The sequence below is a fragment of the Geobacter sp. PheSNFMC genome, from assembly GCF_059620965.1.
Genome location: NZ_JCAMRN010000009.1, coordinates 36,698 through 57,338, shown reverse-complemented (window position 1 = coordinate 57,338; position 20,641 = coordinate 36,698). Strand labels below are relative to the sequence as shown.

The following is a 20,641-nucleotide window of genomic DNA, read 5'->3' as shown; positions in this document are numbered from 1 at the left end:
CCCGGCGTCATCGTCAATATTTGCCGGTCGGGTCCGGGGCTCGGCGGCATCGACGCATCCCAGGCGGATTACTTCCAGGCGGTCAAGGGGGGAGGGCACGGGGGCTATCACATCATCGTCCTCGCACCCTCGTCGGTTCAGGAGATGTACGATCTGACCATGCTCGCCTTCGACCTTTCCGACATCTACCGGATGCCGGCCATGATCTTCGGTGATTCGGTCATCGGCCAGATGAAGGAACCCCTCACCCCGAACCCGCGCCCCTCGTGCGTGCTGCCGTCCAAAGACTGGATCGTACGGGGCAAGGGTGACGGCGAACAGCGCGTGGTCAAATCCCTGTACCTGGGCGACGGCGAACTTGAGGCCCACAACTGGAAACTCCATGCCCGCTACGCCGAACTGAAGGAAAAGGAGGCGCGCTGGGAGGAATTCATGCTCGACGATGCCGAATTCCTGGTGACCGCCTTCGGCTCCGCAGCCCGCATCGCCAAGACCGCGGTTATGAGCGCCCGGGAGCAGGGGCTTAAAGTGGGGCTTCTGCGCCCCATTACCCTGTTCCCCTTTCCGGAGAAAGCATACCGCACCGTTACGGCGCGCTGTAAAAAGGTGCTCGATATCGAACTGAACGCGGGTCAGATGGTGGAGGATGTCCGTCTCTCCGTGACCGCCGGAACCGACGTTTTTTTCTACGGCAGGCCCCCCGGTGCCGGTTCGCTCCCCACGCCGGAAGAACTGCTGGAACAGATCAGAAAATTTTATTGAGGTACATATGCAACAGGTCTTCAAGAAACCGGTCAGTCTCAAGGATGTCCAGACCCACTTCTGTCCGGGGTGCCATCACGGCACCTTCCATCGCCTCGTGGCCGAGGCCATGGATGAATTCGGCGTGCAGAAGAAGACCATCGGGGTTGCCTCGGTGGGATGCTCCGTTTTTCTCTACGGCTACTTCGATATCGATGTGGTCGAGGCGCCCCATGGCCGGGCTCCCGCCGTGGCCACCGGGGTCAAACGGGCCCGTCCCGACGCCTTTGTCTTCACCTATCAGGGGGACGGGGACCTGGCCGCCATCGGCACCTCCGAAATCATCCATGCGGCCAACCGCGGCGAAGACATCACGGTTATCTTCGTCAACAACACCACGTACGGCATGACCGGCGGTCAGATGGCTCCCACCACTCTGGTCGGGCAAAGGACCTCCACTTCGCCCTATGGCAGGAAGAACGAGAAGGACGGCTCGCCCATCCGGATGGCGGAACTGCTGGCCCAACTGGAGGGGGTGGCCTTTTCGGCCAGGGTCGCCGTGAACAACCCCAAGAATCTCATGGACGCCAAGCGCCAGATCAAGAAAGCCTTCCGTTATCAGGCCGAGGGCAAGGGATTTTCCTTTATCGAGGCACTCTCCTCATGTCCCACCAACTGGGGCATGGACGCCCTGGCTGCCAACGAACGGGTAGGGACCGAAATGTGTGCCTATTTCCCGCTCGGCGTCTTCAAAAACACCGCTCAACTCTAAGCAGGGAGTATTTTCATGCGTCATGACGTATTCATTGCCGGCTTCGGCGGCCAGGGAGTCCTGCTCGCCGGAAACATCCTGGGCCAGGCGGCCATCATCGAAGGGAAAAACGTTTCGTTCTTCCCCTCCTACGGTGTCGAGAAGCGGGGCGGTGCTGCCATGTGCACCGTTGTCATCGCCGACGACGAAGTGGGATCCCCCGTCATCGGCAGCCCCTCTGTTGCGGTCATCCTCAACCAGGCATCCTTTGACAAATTCTTTGCCAAGGTCAAAACCGGCGGGCTCTGCATCGTCAACGGCTCGCTGGTGGACGTGCCCGCAGGTCTGCGTTCCGATATTACGGTCGTCACCATCCCCATGAACGACATTGCCGTGGAACTGGGCGATCCGCGCATGGTCAACATGGTTGCGCTCGGCGCCTATGCCGCCAGGACCGGCGCGGTTTCCCTCCAGTCGCTGGAAGATGCCCTCAAGGAAACGCTCCCCGAGCGCAATCATCGCTTCATCCCCGCCAACGTCAAGGCCATTGCAGCCGGCGCGGGTTTTGGCGGCTAAGGATTCATCCGCAAACGTACTTCGCGGACCCGCATCCGGTCTCCGTGTCGTCTTTGACCGGTTCATGCTCGCAAAATCCTCAACGTAGCCCTGCTACGCCTGTGGTTTTGCTCGGTCGACCCGGCCGGGTCGTCACGAATCCGGGCACGAGTCTTTGAGAAGTTGTTTGCTGAGGCGCACGGGGGGATCTGTCGGGTAAAAGAATGGTAGGGATGCCCGGAAGAAAAAGTTGAAAAAAATGCTTGACGCTCCATGGGGTCTCGTGATAGATAATTGTCCTTCCTCTTGGGGTGTCGCCAAGCGGTAAGGCACCGGATTTTGATTCCGGCATTCCAAGGTTCGAATCCTTGCACCCCAGCCAGTTCAACATCTGGCGGACGGCCAGTGTCGACAGTGGCTGCGGCACAGGTTCAGAAGCAAACGATAGAGTTTGGTCCCATCGTCTAGTGGTTAGGACACCGGCCTTTCACGTCGGTAACAGGGGTTCAAGTCCCCTTGGGATCACCATCCAAAGCGGCAATCCTTCATAGAGAGGGTTGCCGCTTTTTTTATCCACATCCTGCCGGGCAAAAGCGTTGACCATCTTTTCCTCACGTAGTATCACCTGATTCTTCACCGAATTTTTCGTGTTATACTGAGATCATTTTCCGGTCCGCATTGGGTATACATATTGCTGTTACGTAATAATACAGTGATTACTCTTCCGGGGCTACCTCTGTCGGGAAGAGCGTGAAGCGGTATTTTACAGGCTCGAAGGAGGATTGGGAAAATGGTCATACATGGTCGGGTTTTTGGCAACATACGGTTGTTTTTGACGTTGATCTTTACCCTGCTCACGGCCACAAGCGCCATGGCGTATAACATTTCGGGGACCGTCATCAATAGCAGCGGTAAGCCCGGCCGTATTTTCATCACTGCCTTTCCTTCATCAGGAGGAGATCAAGGTCCCGGGGTCAGTATCGAATCTGCCGGGGCTTTCACTATCACCGGGGTTCCATCTGGAACGTATACGCTCCAGGCATTTGTCGCTACCCAGGGGACCAATATCCGCCACGCCAACGATCCAGCCGGTTCTGCCCAGGTTAACGTCAACTCGACGAATGTGACCGGTCAAACGATCATCTTGAATAATCCGCCGCCGGTAGCTCCGGCAGCACCACAGGTGATTGTCTACCGTAGTAACGGCGGCAATTTCGTGATGTGGAATGGGGAAACCGACAATTCCACCGGCAGCGAACTGCCCATTGCCGATAAGTACCGAATCTCCTGGAGCTCGACGAACGGAGGGGCGACTATCGGTTCGAAGGATGTCGCTTCCGGCGACAACGATTTCTTCGCCCATGTCGGCGGATTGGCCAATTATTGGTACAAGGTTGAGGCCCTGGTCGGCGCAGCGTCGGCAGCTTCTTCCTGGACTCCTGTTACCACCACTTCTGGCGTTACGGTTACCGGCACCGTTAATTTGACCGGAATATCGGCCACTGGTCCACTGTTGGTCGCTCTTGTCAACGAGTCGGGCGACATTCCGGTGTTTTGTACTACCTTCGTTTCGAGTCCCTCCGGCTCCCAAAGTTATACCGTCAATAATGTCCCCCCCGGCACATATCAGGTGTATGGGCTGCTCGACATGAATAATAACGGTACGCTCGATTACGGCGACATCCAGCAGACGAATGCCGATCAGGCGGCACCGTCGATTACCGTTGCTTCAAGCAATAAGGTCGCGCCGACAGTAACCCTTTCAGCAGGAAATGCAAGGGCCATCGTCACCACCAATCATGGGATGGTGCAGAGTGGTTACAGTTGGTTGAATCTTGACTTGGGGTTGGAGGGCATGCAGAAACAACCGGTCAACGTCACGGTTTCAGGCCCTGGCATCTCCGCCACGACCATCGGATTGTCCCGTTGGAACGAATTCAACTGGTGGTTCTCGCCGAGCGGTTCGGTCAATGTCGGCGACACCTATGCGTTCACGACGTATTATTCCGATGGTACTTTTGAAACTCTCAACGCCTCAATAACGGCAATTATCGACAGTTATCCGACTCCTGTTTCGCCGGTTGGTCTAGTTCCGTACAGCACCAATGCAACGCCGACTTTTGCCTGGACGGCACCTGCTGCACCGCCGGCCACCTACACCTATCAGGTTTGGCTTAGCGGCCCCGGTGGCCAGTTTTGGAGCCCGTCAAGCGATACTCCGATCTCGTCGGGTACTACGTCTGTCGTCTATAACTACGACAATACCGCCAGCCAGAGTTTGCTGGTTGACGGCACTACCTATTACTGGACGATTTCCGTGGTTGACTCCAATGGCAATTCTGGCGGGTATCAGACCCAGTTCACGCCGACCAGTCAACCGGCCATATCCGCTTTCTACCCGGCATCCTCGAATGTCGGCGGTACCGTTACCATTCGCGGCATCAACTTCGATCCGGTTGCAGCCAACAACTCTGTCACGTTTGGCGGCAATGTTTCGGTGACAGCCTCGTCAGTGTCTCCTGATGGCACGACCTTGACTGCAGTTGTACCGAATGCCGGAAACGGGAATCTTACGGTAACCATTTCCAGTAAGTCTCCGGCCACCAGTTCCCAGCCCTTCTATATCGGGAATACCGTTTCTTTTACCGGCAAGGTGTTGAATTCCGGCAACCTCCCCGTCGCCGGCGCCACCATCGAGATGGAACATTACCCGCTGGAAAAAACCACCTCGGCTGCTGACGGGACTTTTACCCTTTCCGGGCTGCCAGGCAACAGCACACCGTTCAGGCTGATCATCGCCAAGGATGGCTACTTGCCGGTCTATACCGATATTTTGTATACATTTACCGCCAATATCGACTACAGCAACACGCCATACTACCTTTACACCGGCAGTGAGCTGGGGCTTGGTAGCGGCAAGTCCGCCGTTTTGGCCCGAGTTCTCAACAGTCAGGATTATTCGGGTGTCAGTGGCGTTACGGCAACGGCCTCCAGCAGCTTTCATCCTCAGTCACCGTATATGGTTGAGTATTTGAATTCCACGACCTTCACCGGTTCTGCCACTGACGAGAGTGGCATCTTCCGGGTGCGCAACATCGATGCGAACGACTATGTCACCCTGACCGCGACCAGAAGTGGCTGGTTCTTCACCACGCCAAGCTTTCTCGTTCCTGGAGGTGCTGTAGTCGAACTGGGCATTATTGGTTCTCCGCCTCCGTCGCCCGCAATCTCTACTGTTTCTCCGAGCAAGGCGAAGGCCGGGACCCAAGTAACGATTTCCGGTAATAACTTTGGTGCCACTCCGACGGACAATGTCGTGAAGTTCAACGGCGTTACCGCCGGCATCATCAGTGTTACTGCCAGCTCACAGATTCTGGTCACCGTTCCTCAAGGTGCGACCACCGGCCGGGTAACCGTTACCACCGTCGGCGGTACGGCGACCAGCGCGGAAAACTTCACCCTGCAGAACACCCTGTCCGTGAATGTGGCCGGCACCGGCAGCGGTACGGTCAACAGCATTACCGAGGGGCTGGCCTTTGTCTGTTCCAGCGGGACCTGTAGTTCCGATTTCGATTCCAGTTCTTCGCTCGTCCTTGCCGCTACCCCCGGCAACGGGTCACTCTTCACCGGCTGGTCCGGCGCCTGTGCCGGAACCGGCAATTGTTCGGTGACGCTCGGTACCGATAAATCAGCAACAGCGACATTTGACATTGTCCCGAATGTTCAGATGGGAACGGTTTATTTCGGCTCGATTAGTGATGCCTATGTGGCTGCCGTCACCGGCGCCACGATCAAGGCCAAGGCGATGGCCTTTACGGCCCTTGATCTGAACCGGGATATTGCAGTAACCTTGTCGGGGGGGTATGATCCGTCCCTCAATTCTGTGACTGGCTATACAACGATCGGCGGACTGACGGTGTGGCTCGGCAGCGTAACACTCAGTAATGTAGCGGTTCAGTAACCTGTGTGTTACGTGTTACAAAATTATAATTTGCGGTTCACCTCGCGAATTGTGTAAAGTGTGGTATATCAAGTTTTTACAGCTCACCTTCCGCTCACGATTGCTTCGTGTGCAAGGAGAACTAGCATGAATTCTCAGCGCAACAGGTACACAAAGAGGTTTGGGGGAATGATTCTCCTGGCGGTCGGGGTACTGGTTGCCATGCCCATGGATCAAGATGCAGAAGCAGTCGTGAGTAAGGCGTTTGTTACGGTTGGTCTCACTCCGTCGTTTACGGGGGTAGGCTCGATATCATTCTTGCTCGACAATACCAACTCGGCAACCTACGCCGACTCGACACTTCTCAATCAGGCAGCCACGCCGGGTGCAGTTCCCATTCCCATTGAAAAGGATAGCAACACCTTGTTATATGTGTGGGCCGATTTTGACGGTATCAACACTACAGCGCTACCGCTTTTCGGGTTTGAATATTCCATTATTCCAGGAGACCCTCTTCCGGCATTTACTGTAGCGATGGACCAGGGACTAGGGACTGGCATCAAGGATACAAACGACGTAACTTTGAGTGCCTCTGAATCATCATTCGTGCTGACAACCTGTTATCTTTCCGATACCCAGGCACCGGTTGCGGCAACCGTAACCGGTGCCGGAACGGGAACCGTGACCAGCGTTCCCGCCAGCATAGCCTGCGTAGCGGGCACCTGCATGAGCGGTTTCGAAAAGAACAGCCAGGTAACCTTTATCGCGGTTCCGAGCGCAGATTCTTATTTCAAGTCATGGACTGGCGCGTGCACCGGAACCGGTGATTGTGTGATCGCGTCCCTCGATGCAGTAAAATCAGTGGGCGCGGAATTCGCCAAATACCAAGCCATCCGGATAGCGGGAACTACATCTTATTTTGACACTGTGCAAGATGCTTACAACACTGCAACAACCGGAGCCGTACTGGAGGCCATGGCAACCACTTCCGCCTCCCTTGGACCTCTGACCATGAACGCAGCCAAGACCATAACATTGAAGGGAGGTTACAACGGAGATTATACACCCAGTACGACCCTGACGACCACGGTCGGCACGATCACGGTGGCGGCTGGCACATTAATTGCCCAGAATATCGTTGTAAACTAAACCTCATTTTGCTATGTTAGCACACATCCTTACGGGGAAAGGAGCATCACATGAAGAGAAAGGTTACGTTGGCGGTTGCGGCTTCAGTTGTAGCACTTATGCCGGTGATGGCCCAGGCGGCGAATAAGCTGATTGTGAAGGATGCGACAGGCACCACGGATAAGATGGTGGTGACGGATACGGGATATGTAGGGATTGGGACGAATGCTCCGGCAGTTCCCCTGCATCTCAAAGGCACGAATATTAACGATACCAAGATTATCTCTCATTATACTGGCACTACGTCTGGCGGGGGCGGGAACATTCTCATGTTCCACAATAACGATCCCGCAACGAACAACGGTCTACCCCAAGCAAATGACCGTCTTGGCAATCTTATGTTTGGTAGTTACATTGGCTCACTTGGTGTCGCCGGCGCGGGGATTTCTGCATACGCTGACGGTGTATGGACGAATAGCTCGGCGCCGACTTACCTGTCATTTCAGACAGCCCCTGCAGGGACTACGGGAAGAGCAGATCGAATGAGAATTACGAGTGTTGGGAACGTAGGTATTAATACTGTTTCTCCTACCCAAAAACTCGAAGTAAATGGTGGCATCAGAATTAACACAACTGCCACGAAACCTACCTGCAGTTTAACGATTCGCGGTACTATGTGGTTCACTCAAGCAGCCACAGGTGTTGCAGATACTCTGGAAGTATGTGCTAAACAAGCTAATGGTACCTACGCCTGGATGCCGCTTTTCTAATGCCTTGACTGGGAGTCGGTATTGTTTATCATGGGGGGTGGTCGGGATAATGATCACCCCCTATCTTTTTGTTGATCAGTTGGATAGTTTTTTGAATGATTTTGGGAAATTCGCGTAGACGTCGTTGCTGCGTGGGAATGATAAATCATCCTTTTTAAGTACTGAGGTCGGTATGCAGGGTAGTCAGCCAGGTAACAACGGAACAACCAACGAAACCATCAACCTTCTCGATTATCTGGAAGTCCTAGCAAAGCGAAAGAGTCTTATTGTTCGAACGACACTGGCCGTATTCGTGCTCTCTGTTTGCGGGAGTCTCCTCCTGACCAAAATTTACAGCACTACTGCTCTGGTTCTTCCTCCTCAGCAGGACCAAAGCCTGATGGGGTTGATGATTGGGCAAGTGGGTGGCGGAATGGCCAACCTTGCTGGCGACCTGCTCGGTAATGGTACTTCGGCCGATCGCTGTATCGGGATATTGAAAAGCAATGCCGTGAGCGATGATATCATCGACCGGTACAATCTCATGAAGGTCTTCAACGCAAAGTCCCGCGATGATGTGTACAAGACACTGGGCAGAAAAGTGGACATCGTAGCCGGAAAGAAAGACGGCATCATCTCGATAACCGTCGAAGACAAGGACCCACGGCTAGCGGCAGACATTGCCAATGCCTATGTTGATGAGTTGGCAAAGATGATGATTAACCTCAATGTAACCGGTGCGGTCCAGAATAAGGCCTATCTCGCGGAACAGCTCGCTAAGACAAAGGTCAGCCTGAGCAGTGCGGAAGAAAAGATCAAGGGGTTCAAGGCAAAGAACAAGATGGTAGATGTTACTGAACAGGCAAAGGGTGCTATTCAAGGAATTGCCGATCTGACTGCGCAACTGGCAGCCGAGCAGGTGAAGCTTGCGGTGCTACAACGCTCGCTGACAGATTCCAGTCAAGAGGTCAAAAACCAGAAGGTAGTTATCGATCGACTCAGAGAGCAGATTGCCCATTTCGAGGGCAACGGGAAGGGCGGGGCAATCCCCTCAGTAGGAAGCGTACCGGCGCTTGGTGAAGAGTATCTCCGTTTGATGCGGGATTTCAAGATCCAGGAGTCTTTGGTGGAGCTGCTAACCAAACAGTATGAAATGGCCAAATTGACTGAGGAAATGAACGTTGCAGGTATCCAGGTGATTCAACGTGCTCGAGTGCCGGATAAGAAGGCTAAGCCCAAGAGATCGGCTATAGTGTTGATGGGGACGTTACTGGGATTGATGGGGTCGACTGTGGCAGCCTTCTTGATTGAGTATCGAGAGCGGATGACGATTGAGGAGCGACAACGCTGGCAGTACATATTTTCTCTGGTTAAAGGCGAATAGCCGCTCACGCGGGAAGCACGAGTGATAGTTGACATTTTTGAAAACTGGGCGCTTTATTTCTCCGGCGATGCCTGGAAAGCAGTACTTGAGTTTCTTGCCAATCTGGATGAAAACAGCGCCGATGGCGAGTATCCACTGATAGGCAACGACGTCTTCGCGCGTGTTATGAGTTATCAAACCAAAAGCTCCAATGAGGTCGCGTTCGAGGCTCATAAAGAATATATCGACATTCAGACGGTTCTTGCTGGCGCTGAGGGAATGGCATGGCAACCAGCGAGTAGCATGACGGTATCCCAGCCCTATGATGCCGCCAAAGACGTGGAGTTCTACTTGATGCCGCCGACTTTTTCTCTCCGCGTTGATCTTACCAAAGAGAAGTTCGTCGCTTTTTTCCCCTCTGATGCCCATGCGGGGCAGTTACACGTAGAAGGGATGCCAGCCTGGATAAAAAAAGTAGTAGTAAAAGTGCGGACCTCGTATTACTTGAAAACAAGTATCTCACAATGATGGTGGCCCGAGCCAAAACATACTTGGCAAGCTGTTGGAATTCCCCGACCCTCATGACATGGGGAAGTTTTTTGTCCAAGTCTTTAAGCTTGATTATTGTTCTTCCTCTTCTATTGACCAGACTGAGTGCCGCTGAGATTTCCCTCTGGTATCTCTTTATGACCATGATTGGGCTTCAGGCAATTGTGGATGCAGGCTTCAGTCCCACTTTTATTCGTGTAATTGCCTATGTGAGGGGTGGGGCAGGTATCAGGGAATTGAAAGAATGTCATCATGCTGGCACCGGCACGTTTGATCTCCAGACCCTGAATCAGGTCTACTCGACAATGAGTCGGGTTTATCGCTACCTAGGAGTGATTTGGACCTTTCTACTGCTTGTTGCCGGCACAATCGCCCTGCAACGACCTGTTACTGCGGTCTCAGGCAAGGGCGCAGCCTGGCTTGCCTGGGGGATTATTGTCATCGCCTCAGGCATTTCTTTTCAAGGGGCATTATACAGTTCCTACTTGCAGGGGATGAATCAGGTCGCCCTTGTGCGGAGATGGGAAACCGTAACGTCCCTTGCGGCGATTATGTCCAGTTTTCTCGTATTGCTTGCCGGCGGTGGCCTGCTTGGCTTGGTAATCGCCAATCAGGCGTGGTTGGTTATTAATGTTGCCCGGGATCGATGCCTTGCAAGATGGGCGGAGCATGGGATTCTACGCACATTTGTCCGCCAGCCGTTTAACAGGGACATCTTCGATGCCGTATGGCCGAGTGCGTGGCGTAGCGGGTTGGGTATTCTGATGAGTTATGGGCTGATCCAGGCTAGCGGCATAATTTATGCTCAAATCGGTAATGCCGCCAGTGTCGCTACTTATTTATTGGGACTGCGCCTCATTCAGATGGTCAGTCAGTTTTCACAAGCGCCCTTTTACAGTAAAATCCCGCTTCTTTCCCGGCTTTACGCCGAGGATCGACGCGCTGATCTGTTGCGGGTGGCAAAGAGAGGAATGACTTTTGCTCACTGGACATATGTAACAGGGTTTGTCGGGCTGGGGCTTGCCGGTGCGCCAATCCTTAGCCATATTGGGAGTCACGCGCCTTTTCCCGAAGGATTACTCTGGTCGCTCATGGGGTTGGCTTTCTTCCTCGAGCGTTATGGAGCCATGCATGTCCAACTCTATAGCACAACAAATCATATTATCTGGCATGTAGCGAACGGTGGGATGGGGATTATCTATCTCTTGACCAGTTGCTTACTGCTACAATCTATTGGGGTCTATGCCTTTGTGGTCGGGATGATAGCCGGATATCTCGGGTTCTATTGTTGGTTTGCAGCATACCACTCATACAAAGCCTTTAACCTCAAATTTGTGGAGTTTGAACTACAGACCTCATTTGCGCCTTTTCTGTCGGGCGTACTTGGTTCGTTTCTGATATTCCTTAACTGCAGGTGATCAATGGTATCGAGATTTCTGAACTGTAAAAGCTTCAAGGCTGATCTGAATAAAGTCCAACAACAGTATAGAGCAAGTTTTTTAAAAGCTATAGATGGCGGCGAGATTGTCACCAGCGTGAGGGCTGAATGTCTTTGCGGTAGTGCAGAGCCTGAAAAGATTGCTTCATATGATAGATTCGGACTCCCATTTTCAGCATACATATGCCGCGTGTGCGGATTGATCTTTACAAACCCATATATATCGGAAAGATCGCTTGGCCAATATTACAACACGTTTTACCATCCGTTGACTTTTGGTACGTTGCAGGAGGATATCAACCTCTTCTCAAAAGGCCAGGGTGCTAAAATTTATCAGATGGTAAAACCTTACCTCGCTAAAATGGATTTAAAAATATTTGAAATCGGTGCGGGCAATGGTTCTAATCTGAGAGAGTTTACTGAATCGGCTTGTGCAGATGGGATCAAGGTCGAATCTTATGGCCTGGAATTTAATCAAAAATTTGTAGAGTACGGTTGCAAAACTGGCATCAAACTGACAGACGAAAGTTTGTCTTCATATGTACGCAATTGTAATGAAACCTTTGATATAATAATTTTGTCTCACGTTTTGGAGCATTTTACAGATATATCTTATCAGCTAAAGCTCTTGAGTAAAATTTGCACAGTAGATAGTATAATTTATGTCGGTGTGCCCGGACTATTAGATCTCAAAAACAAATACGTGTATTGTTGTGATTTTATAAAATATCTTACCCATGCACATAATTACAATTTTTCTCTATCATCATTAAAATATATTATGAATTTATATGGTTATAGATTTATTTGTGGCAATGAAAAGATTGAATCATTGTTTAAGGTAGATCCGCTTTATGGTGATAGTCTAACTCAATGTTGTGAAGCCAATTACCAGGAAATAGTCAATTATTTAAAACAGCTCGAGGATTACAGATTTGTTTACAATTTGATTGCACATACTAACTGGTATTGCAAACGTTTAGTAAGCAAGTTGTCCCGATTGAAAAGGTAAAAGCATGAAAATTACGGCTCTCCTACCCATGAAAGGTCATTCTGAGCGGGTTCCCAACAAAAACATGCGTCTGTTCTGTGGGCGCCCACTGTACCATTGCGTTGCAGGAGTGCTTCAAAAATCAACCTTGGTATCCTCCTTCGTTATCAATACCGATAGTCGTGAGATTGCCGAGGATGCGCGGAGGCACTTTTCGAAAGTGCGCGTGAACGAGCGTCCTGAGCATCTGTGTGGCGACTTTGTACCGATGAACGATATTATCGGCTGCGATCTTTCGGCTTCGACGGGAGAACATTTTCTCCAGACCCATAGCACGAACCCCCTGCTCACAATCAATACGCTTGAGAAGGCCATCAGGGACTATTTTGCCGGAATTGGCGTCTACGACTCACTTTTTTCCGTTACCCGTTTGCAGAGCAGGCTTTACTGGGAATCGGGAGCGCCTGTTAATCATAATCCGCAGGAATTGTTGCGTACCCAGGATTTGCCGCCACTTTTCGAGGAAAACTCCAATTTTTATCTATTCTCCAAAGCCTCCTTTGCTGCCGCCGGAAACAAGAGAATCGGGCTCAGCCCGAAGATGTTTGAAGTCAACAAGCTGGAAGCCGTAGACATAGATGAAGAGGAAGATTTCCAGTTGGCTGAATTGCTATTCAAATCGCGGGTGAGAAAGTAGGGGGGATGATGTCTATCAAGCTAAAACTGAAATCGGGACAACCGGTTGTTGGCTCATGGCTTAATTCGGCAAGCCCGATTATTGCCGAAACAATGGCTTTGACGGGTTTCGATTTCCTGACCGTGGATGTCGAGCACTCTGCCGTTGATCTAGTGCAAACCCAGATACTGTTTCAGGCCATCAGGTCGGGCAATCCGCACTGCGCACCACTGGTCCGGTTGGCAGGTAATACTTATGCCGAGACGAAACGCTTTCTGGATGCGGGAGCGTCGGGGGTCATAGCTCCTTTCATAAACAATGCTGACCAGGCTCGCGAATTGCTCAGAGCGGTCAAATATCCGCCGCAAGGGATGCGAGGGGTTGGCTTTTGCCGGGCTAACGGCTACGGCATGCATCTTCAGCAATCGGTGGCAGTGGCAAATGACGAAACCTTTGTCTGCGTGCAAATTGAGCATATGGATGCGGTGCGCAACATCAACGAGATACTCGCTGTGCCCGGAATAGACGCAGTAATGATAGGCCCCTACGATCTATCTGCTTCAATAGGGATAACGGCGCAGTTCGATCACCCCGAGATGGTTGCTGCAGTTAATACCATAGGTGCAGCCTGCCAACGACACGGGGTTGCTGCCGGTATCCATGTCGTGCAACCTGATGTGGCTGAAGTCGTTCGGCGATACCGCGAAGGATACCGTTTCATTGCATACAGTTTGGATATCACAATGCTTATGAATGCCTGCATGAACGGTTTGTCGGAAATACACAGGCAGATTCCAGTTAAGTGAGAGAGCTATGAACAACGTACTAATCACTACGTCGTCTTTTGCGGCTGATGTTCCCGACCTCCTTGCTTCGATGGAGTCTGCTGGGTTGAAGCCGATATTGAACCCTTACCGGCGAAAACTTTCCGAAGACGAGGTTGCTGCTTTAATTAAAGAGTTCCGGCCGATAGGGATGATTGCCGGCGTAGAGCCGCTAACGCGAGCGGTTATGACAACGGCCCCTTTTCTCAAGGCCATTTCCCGATGTGGAATTGGTATGGATTCGATTGATCTCGCCGCAGCGACGGAGTTGGGCATAACAGTTACCAACACACCGGATGCTCCGACCATTCCCGTTGCCGAGTTGACGATCGGGTTGATACTCACCCTGCTCAGGTCTCTTCATCTTTCCGATACATCCATCCGCCGGGGCGAATGGGAACGCCCCATGGGCACGCTGTTGTACGGCAAAACGGTCGGGATCATCGGCTGTGGCCGAATCGGCTCGTGCGTGGCGCGTATTGCCTCGGCGTTTGGTTGCCGCTTGATTGGCTACGATCCTTATTGTACCGGCCATCCGAGCATTGAATTGACTACACTCGAATATCTACTGCACGTAGCAGATGTGGTTTCCCTGCATCTCCCGTACTCAAGGGAAAGTCATCATTTTGTTGATGGTGAAAAACTGGCGTTAATGAAGCCGGAGGCTGTACTTATCAATGCTTCGCGGGGTGGTCTCGTTGACGAAGTTGCCCTAGCCGGTGCGCTTGCGGCTGGAAAGCTTTCCGGTGCTGCCTTGGATTGTTTCGAGATCGAGCCTTATTCCGGTCCGCTCACAGGGCTGAAAAACACTCTCCTCACGGGTCATATTGGGTCCTATGCCCGGGAGGGGCGCATGATCATGGAGCGCCAGGCAGTTGATAATCTTCTGAAGGCGTTGCAGGAACTAGTGTCGTAATGTTGCTTGAGGCTGAGAACCCATTCTGCCGTATTGGGAACCCATGCCGGAGTGAGTTGGTACACAGCTAAGGCCAACATTGAGTGGTACACAGTAATTGATGTCAGGAGAAGTAGAAATGAAGATTTTGGTAACAGGTGGCTCCGGTTTTCTCGGTAGTCATGTAGCCGATGCCTTGACCGAAGTAGGACACGAAGTTTCCTTATTTGACGTTCACCCCTCTCCTTATTTGAGGGAAGGACAGTCAATGATCAACGGGGATATTCTCGATGAAGCCGCAGTTGAACGGGCTGTTGAAGGCTTTGATGTAATTTATCATTTTGCCGGCATTGCCGATATAGATGAATGTACGAGCCGGCCGGTCGATACCGTCAAGTTTAATATCCTCGGTACGGTTAACTTGCTGGAAGCAGCCCGCCGGGCCGGCATACAGAGATTTGTCTTCGGCAGTTCTGCGTACGTCTATAGCGATTCTGGCTACTTTTATCGCTCCAGCAAGCAAGCCTGCGAATCCTTTATCGAAAATTATCATGAACTATTTGGCCTTAAGTATACCTGCTTACGGTATGGCTCCCTGTACGGTACCCGTGCCGACGAGCGCAATAGTATCTATCGGTTGATTCTTCACGCCCTGCGTGACAACATGATTACCTATCACGGGACCGGAGAGGAACTGCGAGAGTTTATCCATGTCCGGGATGCCGCGGAAATTAGTGTAAAGATTCTGGCCCCGGAGTTTGAAAATCAGCATATCACCTTAACTGGCAATGAGAAAATGCGCTATCGTGACCTGCTTGACATGGTTAAGGAAATGATAGGCGCACACGTCAGTATTGAAATTCTTCCTTCACAACGGAAAGCTCATTACAAAATCACCCCCTACAACTTTAGCCCCAAGCTTGGGCGTAAGCTCGTGAATAACCCCCATATCGATATGGGACAAGGCCTGCTGCAATGCATGGCAGAACTTTACGAGTTGGTTCACCAGGAGAAAATGGAAGAGGGCGGCTTGCTGGTGGACAGGAACGGCGTAACATCGTGAATCGGATCTATCTTTCGCATTTCTTGGGGGACGATACCCCTTTTTACGGTGGAGATGAAACGTTTCAGGTTGAATCCGTCCGTTCCATTGCCGCCGGTGACGTGTGCAACACTTCCAGATGGTCGTTTCTCAACCATGCGGGAACTCACGTTGATCTCCCACTCCATTTTTTCTCTGAGGGCAAAAGCCTGCAAGAGTATCCGCCGGATTACTGGATTTTTTCAAAGATCGCATTACTGGATCTTTCCGACCGTTTGCCAGTTAGGGTTGTCGGCCCGGAAGTGCTGGAACAAGTCCAGTTTCCATCCGACATCGAGTTGTTGCTCATCAAGACGGGGACCGGCGAGCTCAGAGGGACTCCGACCTATTGGCAAGCCGGGCCGGTATTTCGCCCCGAGATGGCAGACTATCTGCGTACAAGATTTTGTTCTCTGCGCGCAATCGGATTTGATGCAATTTCCGTTTCCTCTTGGACTGATCGCGTTACTGGGCGTAGCGCCCATCGCGCCTTCCTTGGGGGGCCGGCGCCCATCCTCTTGATTGAGGATGTAAATCTCACCCCCCTCAACGTATCTCAACGAATTCTCAAGGTGACGGTGGCGCCCCTCCTCGTACGAGAGACTGATGCCGCGCCATGCACCATTATTGCCGAGGTGACAGGATTATGAAATTACAGGCTGTTTTCTGGGATTTTGATGGGGTAATACTTGATTCGGTCCACGTAAAAACGAAAGCTTTTGTGCGTATGTTCAGTAAGTATGGCCCGAAGGTTGAGCAGGCGGTCTTGGAATACCATCTTGCCAATGGTGGGATCTCTCGTTTTGAAAAGTTTCGGCATTATTACAATAATTTGTTGAATAGGCCAATTTCCGATGCCGAGTTGAAATTGCTCGGCGATGAATTTTCGAGCTTGGTTATGGAAGAGGTATTGAACGCACCATTCATCCCCGGCGTGCTGACGACACTTGATGATCTTTGGGCCAGAGGAATCCCGTCTTTCGTCGTTTCTGGGACGCCGGAAGAGGAGGTGCGGCATATCGTAAAAGAGCGGCAACTTTCCCGCTATTTTCTTGAGGTGTGCGGATCGCCGCGGAAAAAGGTCGAAATTATCACCGACATCCTGGTGCGTAAAGGGTACGATGCATCCAAATGCGTATTCCTGGGTGATGCGTTGACCGATTACGAGGCAGCTAGAGAATCAGGCGTGTATTTTATAGGAATAATCAATGGGGAAACTTGTAGTTTCCCGGCGGGGACACATACTCTGAAGAGCATTGAGTTAAAGGAGTGGACGTGTTGAATGACAATGAAGAAAATCACTTGCGTGCGTTGCGGCCGACTATAAATCCTTATGGCCATGCATTGAAGGTGGTTTGTGATCGGATAAAATGGGACTTGCATGTCCAGTCTTGGATATCTCGCAAGCGTCTTGGCTTCTGGAAAGATAGATATTCGGGAGGAAAAGCGGTAATCATCTGCAATGGCCCCAGCTTGTTGAAAAGTGATCTCTCGCTTCTGAAGGGTGTTTTCACCTTTGGTCTGAACAAAATTAATTTACTCTTCGACAAGTCTGATTTTCGTCCTTCCTGTATCGTAGCAATGAACCCATTTGTTATAGACCAAAATTGTCAATTTTTTAATGAAACTAACATCCCGCTATTCCTCGACCGTTATGCGACAAAGACGGTGAGATCACGTAATAACATTATATATCTTCATAGTGCCGAACAGCAGAAATTTGCCCGCGATTGCTCAATAAGTGTCTTTCAGGGATACACGGTAACATTTGTCGCTATGCAACTGGCATTTCACATGGGATTCAAGGATGTTGCCCTTATTGGGTGCGACCATAATTTCGCTGTGAAAGGGCAATCAAACAAGGTCGTGGTTTCGGGCGTCAAAGATGAAAGTCACTTCGATCCTAACTATTTTGCGGGCGGCGCAAGGTGGCAGCTCCCAGATCTAATGCAGAGCGAAGTTGCCTATGCGTTGGCGCGGGATATGTACGAAAGCTATGGTAGAAAAATAGTGAATGCCACTGAGGGCGGAAATCTTGAGATATTTGAAAGATATGGTTTGACTCAATTTTTATCATGAGGATATATGGAGCTTAATTTTAAAAATACGAGTAAGACATTAATTAATGTATTGTTGCTCGTTTTGATTTTCGGACAAAGATTTGTTGTGACTTTTGGCAGTTTTCAGTTCCCAATAATATTATTTGTCGTGTTTGTTGCCTTGTTTGCTTTCCTTTTATTCAATAAAATCACAATAAATAGACACGCTCTATTTATGTATTTGGCATACAATACAGTTATTTTATTTAGCCTTGCCACAGGCAAATGGATGAAAAGTGGCTCAATATATTCTTTGCTTTATTTTAGTCTGTTGTATCTTCCATTTATATTCTGGGTAAATCATCAATGTACCAGAGAATATGTTTTTGGTACATTTCAAAAATATATGTTTGCAGCTTCAATTATTGGTATCACACAATTTATAGCATCTTCATATTTAGCTATCAATTTAAATGATTACTTTGAATATATCCCTAGTGACTATATCCAAGCAGGGTTTAAGACTTATTACGAAGCTAAGCAGGGTTCTGGATGGATTAAATCTAATGGGGTGTTTTTTTTAGAACCATCATTTTTTTCACAATTTGCAGCATTGTCATTAATTATTGAGTATTTGTTTTTTAAAAGATTGAAAAATTATTTAATTTACTCAGTTGCGTTGATAGTTTCCTTCTCTGGTACTGGTATTTTGCTACTATTGGTATTCGCTATTATTAACTTCCATAAGTTATTGAGATTGAAAAATATATTGTTATTTACTTCTGTTCTAGGGTTACTGTATTATTTTTTACCCTCATACGTCAATATATTGCTGAGCAGATTGGATGAGTTTAACTCTGAGAGTGCAAGCGGCTTTATAAGGTTTGTTGCCCCTTTTGTTGTATTAAAAGAATTTTTATCAGGGTCTTCGGTATTGTATGGGCTAGGGCCTGGAACTGTTGATAGGTTAAATTTGCCATTTGAAGTAGCTTTTTCTGTAATACCGAAGATATATATTGAGTATGGCGTTATTGCAGGAACAATTTTTATGTTTTTTATTTTGACATCGGTTCTTGTTAGACAGGATTTTAAAAAAATATCTATTGTTGTAATGTTTATGTATTTGTTCTTAGCAGGCAATTTGCTATCTCCGCAGATTGTTCTTTTGTTCTACATCTTGGTATAATTAACGCCATGTTAGTCTGTCTAAAGCTAAGGAGGCCAATGTGGGCAAACATAATCAGACTACTTGTGTATTTACTGTAAGTGGACAGATTGGTAATGCTGATAATATGGTAACTAGAATATTGATATTTACTGCTTTGATATGCTTACTGCTATTATCATGTGTCTATGCTGCGCCAAGTAAACTTGAGCCACCAAATAATCTATTATATCATGGGGTGGGTTTAAATGTTGAAGATCCGAAGTTTTATGACTATTACGATAATTATGTCGCACTTGTTGGTCATAAGCCTAAGGTTATTACTTTTTTCGCTCCTGTATGGAGTAATGGTCAATATCGAGATTGGACATTTTATATAAAAATGATGGAAAAGGTTGATAAGATTGGTGCAATTCCATTTATTAAGGCATCGACTGCTGATTGGAATACAAAGACGGGGTTATGGTGGAGTGCTGAAGATATTATTGCTGGTAAGTATGATAGTTATTTTTCCCAAGCTGCAGATGCCGCGAAAGCTTTTAAAAAACCATTATTTATGAGCTGGAATCATGAAATGAACGGAGACTGGTGGCCATGGTCGCAAGCATTTGCTGCAAAGCATCCCGAGAAGTCTGATTGGACGGCAGGTAGGTATATAAAAGTATGGCAAAGAATAATAAGAATCTTTAGAGATAGGGGGGTTACTAACGTTGCATTCGCTTGGGCTCCAGATGTAAATGGCAGAAAAATTGATAATTATCCTTCTAAGGAAGGATGGAAAGCTTATTGGCCAGGAGATGATTTTGTAGACTGGGTAGCCCCTAGCCTTTATAATGCAATAAGTCCGATTGAATTACAATACTTGGCCAATAGCTATGATAAACCAATTTTTATATCTGAATGGGCGACTGGTGATAATTATAGTAAATGGTATCCTGGTCCATATCCGGGCGATGCTGCTTGGGTGAGAATGTTTATGGATGTGGTGTTGAATAACATACCGGCAGTAAAAGGCATTAGCTATTTTAATTATATGCCTAGCTATTATATTGATAGGAATAGAGCACAATTGGAGGTTTATAAAAAGGCTTTGTCTAATAAACGATTTATTGATGCTCAATGAAGAGAGATGGAGCCCGGAATTCTGACGGTGTGATAGGTGGACAGTCGCAGACTGACGAAGGAGGGAGGCAATTCAAGTTGCTTCAGGCGCTTGGCATCAGATACATTTCTGCCGCCGTACTTCTTGCGCCAAGTGTAAAAAGTAGCATCGCTGATGCCGTGCATCCTGCGGCGATCAATGATCTTCATGCCGGCTTCTGCCTGTTTCAGGATGCCAATGATCTGCTCTTCGATAAATCGTTTCACTTTCATGTCTAGTCTCCTCTGGGAGTTCTAGACCTAAATCTCTAGGGTTGCAATGGCTGAGTTTTCGGGGGGGCAAAACGGCAAGGGGCGCCGGAGGGACAACGTCATGATCGAATGGCTCTGGCGCTCTCTGAAGTACGAGTGCATTTACCTGCACGCCTATGAGCCCGGCAGCGAGATACTAGAAGGTCTCAATCGCTGGATCGACTACAACATGAATTGTCCTCACTCCAGTCTGGACGACAGAACACCGGGTGAGGCATATTGGCAAAGACCGCGCCGCCCGCTCCTTCAAAATGGCGGCATGACCATGGAGGCTTTCTACCTCCTCCCCGCCAAACTGTCCTGTCCGGAGGGGTCGCCCTCTCAGTGCCCACTGAGGTCCTGA

At 49.6% G+C, this 20,641-nt stretch carries 19 protein-coding genes, 2 tRNA genes and 2 pseudogenes; 22 read left to right on the top strand and 1 reads right to left on the bottom strand.

The window, feature by feature from the left end:
* The 21 genes from AC6CDK_RS03585 to AC6CDK_RS03485 all read left to right on the top strand — a co-directional run.
* Positions 1–762 (top strand): 3-methyl-2-oxobutanoate dehydrogenase subunit beta (locus AC6CDK_RS03585; protein WP_496639715.1); only part of this gene is annotated, 762 nt, incomplete at its 5' end.
* 7 nt (positions 763–769) lie between these two features.
* On the top strand, positions 770–1,513 hold the full coding sequence (locus AC6CDK_RS03580) for a thiamine pyrophosphate-dependent enzyme (RefSeq protein ID WP_010942505.1): 744 nt from the start codon (positions 770–772) through the stop codon (positions 1,511–1,513).
* Between the two features lie 15 nt (positions 1,514–1,528).
* A complete protein-coding gene (locus AC6CDK_RS03575) occupies positions 1,529–2,068 on the top strand; it encodes a 2-oxoacid:ferredoxin oxidoreductase subunit gamma family protein (RefSeq protein ID WP_066357331.1) in 540 nt (179 codons plus the stop codon).
* 286 nt (positions 2,069–2,354) lie between these two features.
* Positions 2,355–2,429, top strand: a tRNA-Gln gene (locus AC6CDK_RS03570).
* 71 nt (positions 2,430–2,500) lie between these two features.
* Positions 2,501–2,575 (top strand) — tRNA-Glu (locus AC6CDK_RS03565).
* Positions 2,576–2,837: 262 nt separating this feature from the next.
* Positions 2,838–6,008, top strand: a complete 3,171-nt coding sequence (locus AC6CDK_RS03560; RefSeq protein ID WP_192905003.1) for an IPT/TIG domain-containing protein — start codon at positions 2,838–2,840, stop codon at positions 6,006–6,008.
* Positions 6,009–6,134: 126 nt separating this feature from the next.
* Entirely contained in the window at positions 6,135–7,136 is a 1,002-nt protein-coding gene (locus AC6CDK_RS03555) for a hypothetical protein (RefSeq protein ID WP_226048180.1), read from the top strand.
* A 50-nt stretch (positions 7,137–7,186) separates the two neighbouring features.
* Entirely contained in the window at positions 7,187–7,885 is a 699-nt protein-coding gene (locus AC6CDK_RS03550; RefSeq protein ID WP_039644346.1) for a hypothetical protein, read from the top strand.
* Between the two features lie 172 nt (positions 7,886–8,057).
* Positions 8,058–9,248, top strand: coding sequence for a GumC family protein (locus tag AC6CDK_RS03545; protein WP_192905002.1), 1,191 nt, complete (start codon positions 8,058–8,060; stop codon positions 9,246–9,248).
* A gap of 21 nt (positions 9,249–9,269) precedes the next feature.
* Positions 9,270–9,755 carry a NanQ anomerase/TabA/YiaL family protein gene (locus AC6CDK_RS03540; RefSeq protein WP_066357333.1) on the top strand — a complete coding sequence of 162 codons (486 nt, stop codon included), beginning with the start codon at positions 9,270–9,272 and terminating at the stop codon, positions 9,753–9,755.
* Positions 9,756–9,826: 71 nt separating this feature from the next.
* Positions 9,827–11,194 carry a hypothetical protein gene (locus AC6CDK_RS03535; RefSeq protein ID WP_066357334.1) on the top strand — a complete coding sequence of 456 codons (1,368 nt, stop codon included), beginning with the start codon at positions 9,827–9,829 and terminating at the stop codon, positions 11,192–11,194.
* 3 nt (positions 11,195–11,197) lie between these two features.
* Complete coding sequence (locus tag AC6CDK_RS03530) at positions 11,198–12,226, top strand: class I SAM-dependent methyltransferase (protein ID WP_145915393.1); 1,029 nt, start codon at positions 11,198–11,200, stop codon at positions 12,224–12,226.
* A gap of 4 nt (positions 12,227–12,230) precedes the next feature.
* A complete protein-coding gene (locus tag AC6CDK_RS03525) occupies positions 12,231–12,902 on the top strand; it encodes an acylneuraminate cytidylyltransferase family protein (protein WP_039644354.1) in 672 nt (223 codons plus the stop codon).
* An 8-nt stretch (positions 12,903–12,910) separates the two neighbouring features.
* Entirely contained in the window at positions 12,911–13,687 is a 777-nt protein-coding gene (locus tag AC6CDK_RS03520) for an HpcH/HpaI aldolase family protein (protein WP_039648207.1), read from the top strand.
* Positions 13,688–13,694: 7 nt separating this feature from the next.
* Positions 13,695–14,621 carry a phosphoglycerate dehydrogenase gene (locus AC6CDK_RS03515; protein WP_039644356.1) on the top strand — a complete coding sequence of 309 codons (927 nt, stop codon included), beginning with the start codon at positions 13,695–13,697 and terminating at the stop codon, positions 14,619–14,621.
* 118 nt (positions 14,622–14,739) lie between these two features.
* Complete coding sequence (locus AC6CDK_RS03510) at positions 14,740–15,663, top strand: NAD-dependent epimerase/dehydratase family protein (RefSeq protein ID WP_192905001.1); 924 nt, start codon at positions 14,740–14,742, stop codon at positions 15,661–15,663.
* On the top strand, positions 15,660–16,331 hold the full coding sequence (locus AC6CDK_RS03505; RefSeq protein WP_052269405.1) for a cyclase family protein: 672 nt from the start codon (positions 15,660–15,662) through the stop codon (positions 16,329–16,331). Before AC6CDK_RS03510 ends, AC6CDK_RS03505 begins: the two co-directional genes overlap by 4 nt.
* Positions 16,328–16,963 (top strand): HAD family hydrolase, encoded by a 636-nt coding sequence (locus tag AC6CDK_RS03500; protein WP_039644359.1) that lies wholly within the window; start codon positions 16,328–16,330, stop codon positions 16,961–16,963. The genes AC6CDK_RS03505 and AC6CDK_RS03500 overlap by 4 nt, the downstream gene beginning before the upstream one ends.
* Positions 16,957–17,760, top strand: a complete 804-nt coding sequence (locus tag AC6CDK_RS03495; protein WP_201132279.1) for a 6-hydroxymethylpterin diphosphokinase MptE-like protein — start codon at positions 16,957–16,959, stop codon at positions 17,758–17,760. The genes AC6CDK_RS03500 and AC6CDK_RS03495 overlap by 7 nt, the downstream gene beginning before the upstream one ends.
* A gap of 6 nt (positions 17,761–17,766) precedes the next feature.
* The gene (locus tag AC6CDK_RS03490; RefSeq protein WP_145915395.1) at positions 17,767–18,906 is read left to right on the top strand and encodes a hypothetical protein; all 1,140 of its coding nucleotides are present in this window, start codon (positions 17,767–17,769) and stop codon (positions 18,904–18,906) included.
* A 40-nt stretch (positions 18,907–18,946) separates the two neighbouring features.
* Positions 18,947–20,008: a glycoside hydrolase family 26 protein gene (locus AC6CDK_RS03485; RefSeq protein ID WP_145915396.1), complete on the top strand. Its 1,062-nt coding sequence runs from the start codon at positions 18,947–18,949 to the stop codon at positions 20,006–20,008.
* Positions 20,009–20,079: 71 nt separating this feature from the next.
* On the opposite strand, the pseudogene AC6CDK_RS03480 reads toward AC6CDK_RS03485, so the two are convergent.
* Positions 20,080–20,259: pseudogene (locus AC6CDK_RS03480) on the bottom strand (transposase); the annotation flags it as partial.
* Positions 20,260–20,329: 70 nt separating this feature from the next.
* Here AC6CDK_RS03480 and AC6CDK_RS03475 point away from each other — a divergent pair.
* Positions 20,330–20,641: pseudogene (locus AC6CDK_RS03475) on the top strand (integrase core domain-containing protein); the annotation flags it as partial.